At 66.7% G+C, this 13,511-nt stretch carries 14 protein-coding genes; 10 read left to right on the top strand and 4 right to left on the bottom strand.

The annotated features are described in order from the left end of the window. Genes ACZYYX_RS22710 through ACZYYX_RS22700 form a run of 3 tightly spaced genes read left to right on the top strand, consistent with a single transcriptional unit; the run spans position 1 to position 4,250 of the window. On the top strand, positions 1-684 hold the full coding sequence (locus ACZYYX_RS22710) for an ABC transporter ATP-binding protein (RefSeq protein ID WP_335333334.1): 684 nt from the start codon (positions 1-3) through the stop codon (positions 682-684). Positions 685-699: 15 nt separating this feature from the next. Then, positions 700-2,238, top strand: coding sequence for an APC family permease (locus ACZYYX_RS22705; protein ID WP_463816879.1), 1,539 nt, complete (start codon positions 700-702; stop codon positions 2,236-2,238). Then, entirely contained in the window at positions 2,238-4,250 is a 2,013-nt protein-coding gene (locus tag ACZYYX_RS22700) for a primary-amine oxidase (protein ID WP_463816878.1), read from the top strand. Before ACZYYX_RS22705 ends, ACZYYX_RS22700 begins: the two co-directional genes overlap by 1 nt. A 51-nt stretch (positions 4,251-4,301) precedes the next feature. Here ACZYYX_RS22700 and ACZYYX_RS22695 read toward each other — a convergent pair whose 3' ends face one another. Beyond that, the gene (locus ACZYYX_RS22695; protein ID WP_463816877.1) at positions 4,302-4,727 is read right to left on the bottom strand and encodes a MarR family winged helix-turn-helix transcriptional regulator; all 426 of its coding nucleotides are present in this window, start codon (positions 4,725-4,727) and stop codon (positions 4,302-4,304) included. Between the two features lie 37 nt (positions 4,728-4,764). Here ACZYYX_RS22695 and ACZYYX_RS22690 point away from each other — a divergent pair, with 37 nt between their 5' ends. The 5 genes from ACZYYX_RS22690 to rlmN all read left to right on the top strand — a co-directional run bounded on the left by ACZYYX_RS22690 (position 4,765) and on the right by rlmN (position 8,921). Continuing rightward, a complete protein-coding gene (locus tag ACZYYX_RS22690; RefSeq protein ID WP_463816875.1) occupies positions 4,765-5,451 on the top strand; it encodes a class I SAM-dependent methyltransferase in 687 nt (228 codons plus the stop codon). A 107-nt stretch (positions 5,452-5,558) separates the two neighbouring features. Further along, positions 5,559-6,311, top strand: coding sequence for a UMP kinase (gene pyrH / locus ACZYYX_RS22685; protein ID WP_463816874.1), 753 nt, complete (start codon positions 5,559-5,561; stop codon positions 6,309-6,311). A gap of 43 nt (positions 6,312-6,354) precedes the next feature. Next, entirely contained in the window at positions 6,355-6,912 is a 558-nt protein-coding gene (gene frr / locus ACZYYX_RS22680) for a ribosome recycling factor (protein ID WP_463816873.1), read from the top strand. A gap of 1 nt (position 6,913) precedes the next feature. Beyond that, complete coding sequence (locus ACZYYX_RS22675; RefSeq protein ID WP_463816872.1) at positions 6,914-7,795, top strand: phosphatidate cytidylyltransferase; 882 nt, start codon at positions 6,914-6,916, stop codon at positions 7,793-7,795. Positions 7,796-7,811: 16 nt separating this feature from the next. After that, positions 7,812-8,921, top strand: coding sequence for a dual-specificity RNA methyltransferase RlmN (gene rlmN, locus ACZYYX_RS22670; RefSeq protein WP_463816871.1), 1,110 nt, complete (start codon positions 7,812-7,814; stop codon positions 8,919-8,921). A 15-nt stretch (positions 8,922-8,936) separates the two neighbouring features. Here rlmN and ACZYYX_RS22665 read toward each other — a convergent pair whose 3' ends face one another. Together ACZYYX_RS22665 and ACZYYX_RS22660 are read right to left on the bottom strand one after the other, a co-directional pair. After that, entirely contained in the window at positions 8,937-9,947 is a 1,011-nt protein-coding gene (locus ACZYYX_RS22665) for an NADP-dependent oxidoreductase (RefSeq protein WP_463816870.1), read from the bottom strand. Between the two features lie 46 nt (positions 9,948-9,993). Continuing rightward, positions 9,994-10,791, bottom strand: coding sequence for an acyl-CoA thioesterase (locus ACZYYX_RS22660; protein ID WP_463816869.1), 798 nt, complete (start codon positions 10,789-10,791; stop codon positions 9,994-9,996). Positions 10,792-10,900: 109 nt separating this feature from the next. Here ACZYYX_RS22660 and ACZYYX_RS22655 point away from each other — a divergent pair, with 109 nt between their 5' ends. Further along, on the top strand, positions 10,901-12,325 hold the full coding sequence (locus tag ACZYYX_RS22655) for a WS/DGAT/MGAT family O-acyltransferase (protein ID WP_463817189.1): 1,425 nt from the start codon (positions 10,901-10,903) through the stop codon (positions 12,323-12,325). Between the two features lie 3 nt (positions 12,326-12,328). Here the strand turns inward: ACZYYX_RS22655 and ACZYYX_RS22650 are convergent, their stop codons facing one another. Then, a complete protein-coding gene (locus tag ACZYYX_RS22650; protein ID WP_463816868.1) occupies positions 12,329-12,583 on the bottom strand; it encodes a DUF2631 domain-containing protein in 255 nt (84 codons plus the stop codon). Between the two features lie 62 nt (positions 12,584-12,645). On the opposite strand from ACZYYX_RS22650, the gene ACZYYX_RS22645 reads away from it, so the two are divergent. Beyond that, positions 12,646-13,506, top strand: coding sequence for a mycofactocin-coupled SDR family oxidoreductase (locus ACZYYX_RS22645; protein WP_463816867.1), 861 nt, complete (start codon positions 12,646-12,648; stop codon positions 13,504-13,506). Positions 13,507-13,511: the final 5 nt, after the last annotated feature.

Raw genomic sequence — 13,511 nt, 5'->3', positions numbered from 1 at the left:
ATGACCGCACCTGCCCCCGTCATCGAGATCTCCGACGTCTGGAAACTGCACAAACTCGGCGACGAAGTCGTCAAGGCGCTGATGGCCGCTGACCTCACCGTCATGCCCGGCGAATTCGTGTGCCTGATGGGTCCCAGCGGAAGCGGAAAATCCACGCTGCTCAACATCATCGGCGGGCTCGACAGGCCGACCAAGGGAACCGTGACCGTCGCCGGCAAGGACACCGCGACGCTGACCGAGAGTCAGTTCGCCGCACTACGGCACGACAAAGTCGGGTTCATCTTCCAGAGCTACAACCTGATTCCCTTCTTGTCGGCGGTGGAAAACGTCGAACTGCCGCTGATGTTCGAACCCTATGACCGCGACGCGCTACGCCAGCGCGCCATCGATCTGCTCGAACTGGTCGGCCTCGGGCACCGGATCCATCACCAGCCGACCAAGATGTCGGGCGGCGAACAGCAGCGCACCGCGATCGCCCGGTCGCTGATCAGCAACCCGGCCCTGGTGCTCGCCGACGAACCGACCGCGAACCTCGACCACCGCACCGGAGAGACCGTCGTGCGGATGCTTCGCGAACTCTGCTCGACGATGGGCGTGACCGTCGTCGCGAGCACCCATGACCCCACGGTGGCCGACGAAGCGAGCCGTGTCGTCCGAATGAGAGACGGACAGATCGTCAACTGAGTTGGGAGACAACCTATGACGCAAACCGAACCCGCACCTGCGGCGGGCTCCGGCAAGGCGGTGGGTAACGCCGAGCGCGACGCCCTGATGACCACCGAGCTGGTGCCCGAACAGATCCTGCCCAAGGTCATGACGACGTTCGGTCTGACCGCTGCCTACGTGTTCATCATCTGCTGGGTCACCGGATCGTCGGTGATGGCCGCGGGTGGTTGGACCGCGATACCGATGTGGGTGCTGGGCATCCTGACATTCCTCATCCCGGCCGGTATGGCGGTCGTGGAACTGGGCAACCTGTGGCCCGGACAGGGTGGTGTGTACATCTGGGCCACCCGAACGATGGGCGAAACCTGGGGCTTCATCGGCGGATACCTTTCGTGGGTGCCGGTGATCCTCAACGCGGCCTCCTCGCCGGCAGTGGTGCTGCAGTTCCTGTTGCTGGCGTTCCATGCCGAACTCGGCTTGACCACCAGCATTATCTTGCAGTTGGTGATCCTGTGGACGGTCATCGGGCTCGCGCTGGCGAAACTCGCTGCCAACCAGAAGATCATGAACATCGTCTTCGTGGTGTACGGCGTCCTGACGTTGACGATCTTCATCTGCGGGCTTCTCTTCGCCGTCAAGAACGGATCAGGCACGCCGTTCAGCTGGGCCGAGGCCACCATCCCCAACTTCGCGGTCGCCGGATTCCTCTACGGCACAGTGCTTCTGTACCTGCTCGGGGTCGAGACGCCCTACAACATGGGTGCGGAGTTCCTGTCGGTGCGCAAGAGCGGGCCGAAGATGATCCTGTGGGGCTCGACGGCTCTGGTGGCGATCTACCTGCTCACCACGCTCGGCACCATGATGGCGCTGCCCGGCGACGAGATCGATCCGGTGACCGGGGTGATCGGCATGCTGGATGTGGCCGGCTTCCCCGGCCTGATGGAGGTCTGCGCGATCGTGCTGGCGTTCATCATCATCGTCGCTCTGATGACCTACCAGGTGGCGTACTCGCGGCTGATCTTCGTCTCCGGCCTGGAGCGGCACCTGCCGCGGCTGTTCACCCATCTCAACCCCCGCACCCGTAATCCGGTGACCGCCATCCTGATCCAGGGTGTCATCTCGTCGCTGATCCTGGTCGGCTTGTACTCGCAGAGCAGCATGGCCAATGTGACGATCTATCTGCAGGGCGGCCTGTCCACCGTGTGGTTGCTGTCGGGCTTCTTCTTCCTGTTCCCGGTCATCATCGCGCGCCGCAAGTACGCGGATCGCTATGCCAATGAACAGTTCTGGCGCATTCCGGGCGGCATGGCCGGTGTGTGGATCACCGTGGTCGTGGGCACCGTGGGCACCATCGGCGGCGTCTACTACTCGTTCGTCACGCCGTGGATCGACGTGCCGTCGTCGACCTGGATGACGTGGGTCGGTGGCATCAGCCTGGGCATGTTCGCACTCGGTCTGACCGTCTACGTGTTCGGCCGACGTTCGGCGCACAAGGTCTCGAAGGAGGATTCGTTGGCGCACTTGGCCGTCTTCGACCTCAACGACAAGGACACAACGGAAGGTACCGTCTGATGACGATGGAAGACACCCGCGCGCCGGAGACGGACGCTGCCGGGGTTGACCGATATCCCCTCGATCCGCTCAGCGGCGCCGAGATCGAAGCCGCCGCCGACATCGTGCGGTCGAGCCAATACGGCACGCCGACACTGAAGTTCGTGATGATCTATCTGGCGGAACCGGCGAAGACCGAGACGCTCACCTTCGCGGAGGCCGACGTGCCGCGGTGCGCGTTCGTCACGATGTACGATTCGACGGCCAAGATGGTGTACGAGGCGGTGGTCAACCTCGACGCGCGCCTCATCGAGTCGTGGACCCCCGTGCCGGGGCGGTTCCCGTCCTACCTCGTCGAGCACATGACCGGGGTGGAGGAGAAGGTCCGCGAGGACCCGCGCTGGCAGGAGGCGATGCGCAAACGCGGCATCACCGACTTCAGCCTCGCCATGATCGATCCGTGGCCGGCCGGCTACTACGGCAGTGCAGACCATTACGACAACTCGGCGCTGATCTGCCGACCGTTGACGTTCATGCGTGCTGCGCCTTCTGAGCACGGGTACGCCCGCCCTGTCGAGGGGCTGATCGTCACGTTCGACCTCGACGCCATGACGGTGCTCGACGTCGAGGACCACGGTGTGGTGCCACTGCCTCCGACGGCGGGCAACTACTCCGAGGAGTTCATGTTCGACGAGAACAACAGGCCGGCGTTCACGCAGTTCCGTGACGATGTGAAGCCGATCGAGATCACCCAGCCGGAGGGGCCGAGCTTCACGGTCGACGGCTGGAACGTCACCTGGCAGAAGTGGTCTCTGCGGATCGGGTTCAATCCGCGTGAGGGCGTCACACTTCATGAGGTGACCTATACCGACCGGGGCGTCACCCGGCCGATTCTCTACCGCGGATCGCTGTCGGAAATGGTTGTGCCCTACGGGGACACCTCGCCGACGCACTGGAACAAGAACGTCTTCGACATGGGCGAGGTGGGGATGGGATTCTCCGCCAACCCTCTGACGCTCGGATGTGACTGCCTGGGCGAGATCTTCTACTTCGACGGGACGGTCAACGATTCGGCGGGCAACGCGGTCACGATCCCGAACGCGATCTGCATGCACGAGGAGGATTACGGAATCTCCTGGAAGCACACCGATTTCCGCACCGAGGAGGTGGAGGTCAGGCGCTCCCGCCGATTGGTGATCTCGATGATCTGCACCGTGGGCAACTACGAGTACGGATTCTTCTGGTACCTGTACAACGACGCGTCGATCGAGGTCGAGGTGAAGCTGTCGGGCGTGCTCACAACCGGAGCTGTTCCGGAGGGGGAGACGCCGCGCTGGGGCAAGATGGTGGCGCCCGGCATCTACGGTCCGAATCACCAGCACTTCTTCAACTTCCGGCTCGACATGAGCGTCGACGGCCCGAACAACAGTGTCTACGAGGTGGATTCGATTCCCGAGCCGGACCCGGAGCTCAATCCGCACCACAATGCGTGGATCGTGCAGGACACGCTGGTGGAGTCGGAGGCCGACGGTGCGCGCGACTGGAACTGGTCGACAGGCCGGTACTGGAAGGTGACCAATCCGGAGAAGGTCAACGAACTCGGTAGTCCGGTGGCCTACAAGCTGGTGCCCAAGGACATCGTGCCGGTGATGGTGCAGGAAGGCTCCTACATCTACGACCGGGCGCGTTTCGTGCAGCACAACCTGTGGGTGACGCGCTACGACCCCAAGGAGATGTTCGCCGCGGGTGACTACATGTACCAGTCGGCGGACGCGCAGGGCCTGCCGGAGTTCGTCGCCGATGACGCGCCTCTGGAGAACACCGACGTCGTGCTCTGGTACACCCTGGGCGCACATCACGTGGTCCGGCCCGAGGACTGGCCGGTGATGCCGTGCGCGTATACGGGCTTCCACCTCAAGCCGATCGGATTCTTCGACGGCAATCCGGCACTCGACCTGCCACCGTCACCGCCGAAGGCGTGCCACCAGAGCCACAGCGGGCTGCCGGTGGCCGAGCGCGCGATGGAGTCCTGACACCATCCCCGCGAGTGGGCGTGCAGACACGCCCGCTCGTGGGGGAGGCGGTCAGGTCAGTGCGGAGAGGATGCGGCGCAGCTCGCGCTGGTCACGTTCCGAGAGCGGGCCCAGCACCCGCTGTTCGGCGCCCCTGATCCCGTCGTCGGTGCGCGCGAGCAGCGCGCGCCCCTCACGGGTCAGCTCGGCGGGCAGTGACCGTCCCGTCGCGACCGCGGCGGGCCTCGAGACGAGCCCCCGCTCCTGCAGGCTGCGCACCACGATGTTCATCGCCTGCGGAGAGACCATCACGTCGCGGGCGAGCTCGGCGTTGGACTGACCGGGCCGGCGCGAGAGCAGGCGCAAGCAGATGTACTGCGGGAAGCTCAGATTCAAGGGCTCGAGCACCGCGCTCGTCACATCGGCGCGTAATGCGGACGCCAACCGGTGCAGCAGATAGCCCAGCGGGGTGCCGTCGCGCTCGCCCATGTCAACCATCTTGACGCATATCAATCTCGTTGATACCAAGGATGGCATGACGAATCCCAGTGACGCGATGTTCGACGCCGCCTACCGCGGCGAAGCCGACGACATGGCGGGCGTGCGGCCGCCCTGGAGCATCGGTGAGCCGCAACCGGAGATCCGCGCGCTGATCGACGCCGGCATCTGTCACGGCGACGTCCTCGACGCCGGATGCGGTGAAGCAGCAGTGTCGATGTACCTCGCCGAACGAGGTGTCACCGTCGTTGGGCTCGACCAGTCGCCGACGGCGGTCGAGCTGGCACGCGCCGAAGCCGCCCGCCGTGGGCTGACCAATGCCACCTTCCAGGTCGCCGACATCAGTGCGTTCACCGGATACGACGACCGATTCGGCACGATCATCGACTCGACGCTGTTCCACTCCATGCCGGTGGAGCTTCGCGACGGCTACCAGCAGTCGATCGTGCGCGCCGCGGCACCCGGGGCGACGTACATCGTGCTCGTCTTCGACCGCGCAGCGATGCCCGAGGGCGGCCCGGTCAACGCGGTCACCGAGCCGGAGCTGCGCGAAGTCGTGGCCCGGTACTGGACGATCGACGACATCCGCCCAGCCCGCATCCACGCCAACGTGCCGGAGTCCTTCGCCGCGCAGTTCGCGGGATTCGCGAGCGCCGACATCCGCGACGAGGCGCCCGGCCGCAAGTCCGTGGGTGCTTGGCTGCTGACCGCGCACGCCGGCTGACACACCCGGGCGCCCCTGAACGAAGCGTGCGGCCTGCGATGAGGCAGGATGGGGGAGCCGTCTGCGGCACTCTCGGGGGCGGCCAAGCGCAAGCGAGAAGGAGTCGGATGGCGGACAGTACAGCCAACGGGGGCCCGACATCGTTGATCAGGCCCGCCTACAGACGCGTACTGCTCAAACTGGGCGGTGAGATGTTCGGCGGCGGCCAGGTCGGTCTCGACCCCGACGTCGTCGCCCTCGTCGCCCGCCAGATCGCCGAAGTGGTGCGCAGCGGGGTCCAGGTCGCGGTCGTGATCGGCGGCGGGAACTTCTTCCGCGGCGCCCAACTGCAGCAGCGCGGCATGGAGCGAACCCGCTCCGACTACATGGGCATGCTCGGCACCGTGATGAACAGCCTTGCGCTGCAGGACTTCCTGGAGAAGGAAGGCATTCAGACCCGGGTGCAGACCGCCATCACCATGGGTCAGGTTGCCGAGCCCTACATCCCGCTGCGCGCGCAGCGACACCTGGAGAAGGGCCGCGTGGTGATCTTCGGCGCCGGCATGGGGCTGCCCTACTTCTCCACCGACACCACCGCCGCGCAGCGTGCGCTGGAGATCAGGGCAGACGTGGTGCTGATGGCCAAGGCCGTCGACGGGGTGTTCACCGCCGACCCGCGCACCGATCCCGATGCCAAGCTGCTGACGACGATCACGCACCGCGAGGTCATCGATCGCGGACTCAAAGTGGCCGACGCGACCGCGTTCAGCCTCTGTATGGACAACGGAATGCCGATCATGGTGTTCAACCTGCTCACCGACGGGAATATCGCCCGTGCCGTCGCAGGTGAGAAGATCGGCACACTGGTCACCACCACATGACCAACGAGGTGATCAGCGAGCGAAGCGACGGGAGAAGTGACAGGTGATCGACGAGACGCTCTTCGATGCCGAGGAGAAGATGGAGAAGGCCGTGTCGGTGGCACGGGACGACCTGGCGTCGATCCGCACCGGACGGGCCAACCCCGGCATGTTCAACCGGATCAGCATCGACTACTACGGCTCCGCCACCCCGATCACGCAGCTGTCGAGCATCAACGTCCCCGAGCCCCGGCTGGTCGTCATCAAGCCCTATGAGGCGAACCAGCTGCGCAACATCGAGGACGCGATCCGAAACTCCGACCTGGGCGTCAACCCGTCCAACGACGGCAACGTCATCCGCGTCTCGATTCCCCAGCTGACCGAGGAGCGCCGCCGCGACCTGGTCAAGCAGGCCAAGGCCAAGGGTGAGGACGCGAAGGTCTCGGTGCGCAACATCCGTCGCAAGGCGATGGAGGAGCTGAGCCGTATCAAGAAGGACGGCGACGCCGGCGAGGACGACGTCACCCGCGCGGAGAAGGACCTCGACAAGACCACCGCGCAGTACACGGGTCAGATCGACGAACTGGTCAAACACAAAGAAGGTGAGTTGCTGGAGGTCTGACGTGACCGATCAGCAACCGACTCCCGTGGCAGACAAGCCGGTCGATCCGCCGCCGACCCAGAAGAAGTCCCGCGCCGGGCGCAACCTGCCGGCGGCCATCGCGGTGGGCGTCCTATTGGGCGCGATGGCGATTGGCACGTTGCTGTTCGCGCCGATATGGTGGCTCCCGCTGCTGGCCGTGGCCATTGCGATCGCGACCCACGAGGTGATCCGCCGCCTCCGTGAGCACGGGTACGTGCTTCCTGCCGTGCCGCTGCTGGTCGGCGGTCAGGCAATGATCTGGCTGACGTGGCCGTTCGACATGGCGGGACTGCTCGGCGGCTATGCCGGCACGATCGTGGTCGCCATGGTGTGGCGCCTGCTGGGGCAGGGCCTGAACAGTCAACCGGTCAACTACCTGCGCGACATGGCGGCGACGGTGCTGCTGGCCACCTGGGTGCCGATGTTCGCGGCGTTCACCGCGCTGCTGATCTTCGCCGACGACGGCGGCGTGCGCGTCTTCACGGTGATCGCCACGGTGGTGTTCGCCGATATCGGCGGATATGTCGCGGGAGTTCTGTTCGGCAAGCACCTGATGGCACCCGCGATCAGCCCGAAGAAGTCGTGGGAGGGTCTGGGCGGATCGCTCGTGTTCGGCACGGCCGCGGCGGTGTTCTCGGTCACGTTCCTGCTCGGCAAGCCCGCGTGGGTCGGTGTCCCGCTGGGGTTGATGCTGGTGATCACCGGAGTGCTCGGTGACCTGGTGGAATCGCAGATCAAGCGTGATCTCGGCATCAAGGACATGGGTACGCTGCTGCCTGGCCACGGCGGTCTGATGGACCGCATCGACGCGATGCTGCCGTCGGCGGTGGCCGGATGGATCGTTCTGACCCTGCTGGCCTGAGATACTGGTTGCAGTCATGTCTGGTTCTGCCGGGGCTCCGCTGCCCCTCGTCTTCGATGCCCCGCGCCGCGCGATGCCGCCGCGGCACTTCGCCGATCTCGACGACGACGGACGAGCTGCCGCGGCCGCCGAGCTGGGCCTGCCCGCGTTTCGCGGAAAACAGCTGGCCAATCAGTACTACGGCCGGCTGATCGCCGACCCGACGGAAATGACCGACCTGCCGGCCGCGGTGCGTGAACAGGTGGGCCAGGCGCTGTTCCCGACGCTGTTCGCGGCGGCCCGGGAGATCGAATGCGATGCGGGGGAGACCCGCAAGGTGCTGTGGCGGGCGGTCGATCAGACGACGTTCGAGTCGGTGCTGATGCGCTATCCCGACCGCAACACCGTGTGCATCTCGTCTCAGGCGGGCTGCGGAATGGCGTGCCCGTTCTGCGCCACCGGCCAGGGCGGCCTCAAGCGCAACCTGTCGACCGCCGAAATTCTCGAGCAGGTGCGTTCCGCAGCCGCCGAGCTGCGAGATCGGGACGGCTCGCGGTTGTCCAACATCGTGTTCATGGGCATGGGCGAGCCGCTGGCCAACTACAACCGTGTCGTCGCCGCGGTCCGGCGGATCACCGCCCCGCCGCCGCAGGGCTTCGGCATCTCCGCGCGGTCGGTGACCGTGTCGACCGTCGGGCTGGCCCCGGCGATCCGCAAACTCGCCGACGAGAAGCTCAACGTCACACTGGCGCTGTCACTGCACGCCCCTGACGACGAGCTGCGCGACACGCTGGTGCCGGTGAACAACCGGTGGAAGGTCAGCGAGGCTCTCGACGCCGCGCGTTACTACGCCGACACGACCGGACGCCGGGTGTCGATCGAGTACGCGCTGATACGCGACGTCAACGACCAGCCGTGGCGTGCCGACCTGCTCGGCAAGAAGCTGCACGGGGCGCTGGGCCCGCTGGTGCACGTGAACCTGATCCCGCTCAACCCGACGCCGGGCAGCAAGTGGGATGCCAGCCCGAAACCCGCGGAGCGGGAGTTCGTGCGCCGCGTCCGTGAGCGCGGGGTCTCGTGCACCGTGCGCGATACGCGGGGTCGCGAGATCGCCGCGGCCTGCGGTCAACTGGCGGCGGAAGGCTGACGCTCGCGAGCGTGGTCAGATGCGGACCAGGGTCTTGCCGATGTTGGCGCCGGTGAACAACCCGTTGAGCGCGTCGACACACGCCTCGATGCCTTCGTAGACGTGCTCGCGATGCACCAGCAGACCGTCGGCGTCCCAGCGGCGCAGCGCGGCGAACGCCTCGTCGAAACGGCCCCACTCGTCGAGGGCGTTGAAGCCCTGCATCAGTGCCGTCTTGGCGAGCAGGTTGACGTAGTTGGCCGGGCCCGGATGGTCACCGGTCAGATAGCTGGAGATGACCCCGCACAGGACCACGCGCGCCTTGTGGGCGAGCCTGCCGAGCACCGCGTCGAGGATGGGGCCGCCGACGTTGTCGAAGTACACGTCGACGCCGCGCGGGCAGTGCGTGCGCAGCGCCGCGGGCAGATCGTCGGTGCGGTAGTCGATGCAGGCGTCGAACCCGAAGTCCTCGACCACGGCACGGCACTTCTCGGGTCCGCCGGCGATGCCCACCACCCGGGCCCCGGCGATGCGGGCGATCTGGCCCGCCACCGAACCGGTCGCCCCGCCTGCGGCTGACACCACGACGGTCTCGCCGGGTGTGGGCCTGCCGATACCTGTCATCCCGAAGTACGCGGTGGCGCCCGTCGGCCCGTAGAGAGACATCACCGCGCGCTGGTCGACCTGATCGCCCGGACCCGGCACCGGCGTGGTGAACAGGTCGTCGCGCACGATCGTGTACTCCGAGAAGCCGGTCAGTGTGGTCACGATATCGCCGACAGAGTATGCGGGACAACGGGATTCGACGACGACACCGATGCCCGCCGCGCGGATCACCTCGCCGAGCGCCACCGGCGGCAGATAGCTCGGCTGGTCGTCGAGCCAGGTGCGCGCCGCGGCATCGATACCGACGTAGGTGGTGCGCACGAGCGCCTCACCGTCGGCGGGTGTGGGCGCGGTGGTCTCGACGAGTTCCGTGTCGTCGGCGGCCACCAGGCCCTGTGGTCGGCGGCGCAGCACAATCTGGCGGTTCGTCAGCGTCGGCACGACGGTAGAACCTACCGAAGGCAGTGCCCCGCCGGAGCCGGTTACGTCAGGGACGCCACAGCGCTTCCTGTGTGGTCGACGCGACCAGTGCCCCGTTGCGGTCGTACAGCGATCCCATCACGAGCCCGCGGGAGTCGCTGTGGTTGCGCTGGATCACGTCGTAGAGATGCCAGTCATGCGGGACGAAGGGCCGATGGAACCACACCGAATGATCGAGGCTCGCCGCGAAGCTGGTGCCCCCAACGAGCGTCACTCCCGACGGCCGCGCCGCAGGCACCGGGCCGAAGTCGGACAGGAACGCCAGCGTGCACGCACGTAGCAGGGGATCGTCGTCGATTTGTGCGTGCGTGCGAATCCAGAAGGGAGGCACCGGGAACGGCGAGTCGTCGGCGGCGGCGGTCCTGATGTCGAACCGGTCGGCGAACTCGATGCCCACCACTTTGCGGTGGGCATCGCCGAGTTCCACCGCCGGCGCGGTTGCGGGTTGCTCGTCGGCCCCCGGCTCGGGGAGGTGGAACGAGGCGATCATCTCCAGAATCACCGCACCCTGCTGCACCGCGGTGACGCGACGGGTGTCGAAGGACCGACCGTCGCGGGTGCGCTCGACGCGGAACTCGACCGCCCGGCCGTACTTGCCGCCCCTGACGAAGTAGAGGTGCAGTGACTGGGGTAGCTTGCGCGAATCGACCGTGGCACCCGCGGCGGCCAGTGCCTGCGCGGCGATCATGCCGCCGAAGAGATTCACTCCGGGGCCTGCAGCAGGCGCGATCAGCTCGAACACATCGCCGTCGCGGCGCTCGAAGGTCAAGAGCTCGGCAATCCAACTTTTCTCGACACGTGTCATCGACGGTGACGTTAGCGTGAGGTGCCGAAATCGAGTGGAATGGGTACCAGGTCGGGCGACGCGATCACGGGTGAGGGCCGGTCTTCGCGGTTCGGAGATGAGGTGGGCAGTGAAGCGGCTCAACGGTGTGGACGCCATGATGCTGTACAGCGAGACGCCGGAGATCCACATGCACACGCTCAAGATCGGCGTGCTCGATGTGTCGCAGGTGCCGGGCTACGATTTCGAGCTCTTCCGACGGCTGGCGCTGCCCCGGCTGCACGCGCTCGCGCCGCTGCGGTGCCAGCTCGTCGACATCCCGTTCAAGCTGCACCATCCGATGTGGGTGCAGAACGCAGAGATCGATGTGGACTATCACATTCGGCAGGCCCGCGTCCGTGCGCCGGGAGGGCGACGCGAGCTCGACGAGTTGATCGGTGAGATCGCCAGCACCCCACTGGATCGCACTCGGCCGCTGTGGGAGATGTATGTCGCAGAAGGGTTGCCGGACAACAAGATCGCGGTGATCCACAAAGTGCATCACGTGCTCGCCGACGGGATGGCCTCAGCGAACCAGATGGCGATGGTGCTCGGGGCCGAAGAACCTGACGTGCGCGGCGCGTTGGCGCAGGCGCGACCCGATTCGACGGCCCCGCTCAACCTGTTGCGCGGCGCGGCCCGTGACCATGCGCGTGGGCTGCGCAGAATGCCGGGGCTGCTGCGTGACACCGCGGCGGGCGTCGTGCGTGTGCGGCGCAGCGCCCGCGAGCGCGGACCCCACCCCGATCTGGCGCGGAACTTCGCCCCGCCGCCGACGTTCATGAACCACGTCGTCTCCCCGGTGCGGCGGTTCGCCACCGCCCCACTAGCCCTGGCCGACGTCAAAGACACGGCACGTCACCTCGGTGTGACACTCAACGACATCGTGCTCGCGACAGCAGCGGGTGCGCTGCGTCGGCTGCAGCTGCGCTACGACGGGGCCGCCGAGGCGCCGCTCATCGCAGGCGTGCCGGTCAGTGTCGACACGTCGCCCACGCGGGTGATGGGCAACGAATTCACCTACATCACACCGTCTTTGCCGGTTCATGTCGCAGATCCGCTGGAACGGGTGCGGCTGACGGCCACCGCGACCGCAATCGCCAAGGACAACCATCGGTTGCTCGGGCCCACCCTGCTGCCGTCCTGGCTGTCGTACCTGCCCCCGGCGACCACGCCGCGCATCTTCCGACAGCAGGCCCGGCGCCTCGAGTCGTCGCTGGTGATGAACCTGACGATCTCCAACGTGCCGGGTCCCCGCGAGCGCGGCGTGATACACGGTGCGACGGTCAGCGAGATCTATTCGGTGGGTCCCATCGTCGCGGGCAGCGGCATGAACATCACGGTGTGGAGCTACGTCGACCAGTTGTCCATCTCGGTGCTCACCGACGACCGCACACTCGAGGACCCGCATGAAGCCACCGATGCGCTGCTGGCTGCATTCGCAGAGATCCGAGCGGCGGCGGGGATGCCAGAGGCGTTGACGCCGGTGGCCAATGCGTTGCCGCTGGCCGTCTGACTGTCAGCGCGTGTTGCGGTTGCGGTGCAGGTAGAAGCTGCGCGCGACGTAACCGAACAGCAGGGCGGCGCCGGCGATGAGGAAGTAGTCCTCGACATGGCCCTGGTGGTTGCCGTGCATCATCACCAGCAGGAACAGTCCCGCGACGATCCCGCCGATCTGCTGCAGACGCGGATTCTCCTTGGACCAGCCCCACGCGGCGGACGGCACGTCCTCGACGTCGACACCTGTGTGTCGTTCCACCTCGGTGCTTGCCACGGCTGCTCCTCCGGTCTATCGGTATTGGGGCCATTCTGACACAGCCCGTAGGCTGCCCGTCCATGGCAAGCCAGCAGTCCGACCGGCCGTTCGCCGACACCTTCGTCGACACGGTGGTGTTCGTCACCGGCGCCGCCCGCGGGCAGGGCCGCGAACACGCGGTTCGCTTCGCTGAGGCGGGCGCCGACGTCATCGCGGTCGATGTCTGCGAGCAACTCGACAGCGTGGCGTATCCGATGGCCACGCCGGAGGACCTCGCCGAGACCGTGGCGCTGGTCGAGAAGACGGGTCGCCGCATCGTCGCGGAACGCTGTGACGTCCGAGACCGGGACCGGCTGACGGCCGTCGTCGCCCGCGGCGTCGAGGAGCTGGGGCGACTGGATTTCGTGCTCGCCAACGCCGGAATCATGCCCGCGACAGGGCCGCAGGGCCGCGACATCGGCGCCTACGTCGACGCCATCGACATCATGCTCAACGGTGTCTACTACACCGTCGACGCCGCACTGCCGGCGCTGCTGGCCAACAGCGAAGGCGGTGCGATCGTGATCACCAGCTCGGCGGCGGGGCTGAAGTCGGTCAGCACCGACCTCGGCACCATGACCCACGGCGCGGCCGGCTACACGGCGGCCAAGCACGGCGTGGTCGGGTTGATGCGGCACTTCGCCGCGTCGCTCGCCGCCCGCAACATCCGGGTCAACTCGGTGCACCCCGGCGGGGTGGCGACGCCGATGGTCCTCAACGAGGCGATGGCCGGGTTCATCACCGAGAACCCGGCCTTCGGCGAGTCGCAGATGCCGTTGATGACGCTGCCGATGATGGAGTCCGGCAGCGTGACCGACGCCATCATGTTCCTGTGCGGCCCGTCCGGGCGCTACATCACCGGCGTTGCGCTGCCCGTCGACGCGGGTCTGCAGCTGCGCTAGGCAGG

The sequence above is a fragment of the Mycobacterium sp. IDUB_1 genome (assembly GCF_055419625.1).
Note: the sequence above shows the minus strand (reverse complement) of the source record. Positions and strands in the feature narration are given on the sequence as shown.

Coding starts and splice junctions, on each gene's coding strand:
- ACZYYX_RS22710 (WP_335333334.1), top strand. CDS start 1: ATGACCGCACCTGCCCCCGTCATCGAGATCTCCGACGTCTGGAAACTG.
- ACZYYX_RS22705 (WP_463816879.1), top strand. CDS start 700: ATGACGCAAACCGAACCCGCACCTGCGGCGGGCTCCGGCAAGGCGGTG.
- ACZYYX_RS22700 (WP_463816878.1), top strand. CDS start 2,238: ATGACGATGGAAGACACCCGCGCGCCGGAGACGGACGCTGCCGGGGTT.
- ACZYYX_RS22695 (WP_463816877.1), bottom strand. CDS start 4,727: ATGGTTGACATGGGCGAGCGCGACGGCACCCCGCTGGGCTATCTGCTG.
- ACZYYX_RS22690 (WP_463816875.1), top strand. CDS start 4,765: ATGACGAATCCCAGTGACGCGATGTTCGACGCCGCCTACCGCGGCGAA.
- pyrH (WP_463816874.1), top strand. CDS start 5,559: ATGGCGGACAGTACAGCCAACGGGGGCCCGACATCGTTGATCAGGCCC.
- rlmN (WP_463816871.1), top strand. CDS start 7,812: ATGTCTGGTTCTGCCGGGGCTCCGCTGCCCCTCGTCTTCGATGCCCCG.
- ACZYYX_RS22660 (WP_463816869.1), bottom strand. CDS start 10,791: ATGACACGTGTCGAGAAAAGTTGGATTGCCGAGCTCTTGACCTTCGAG.
- ACZYYX_RS22645 (WP_463816867.1), top strand. CDS start 12,646: ATGGCAAGCCAGCAGTCCGACCGGCCGTTCGCCGACACCTTCGTCGAC.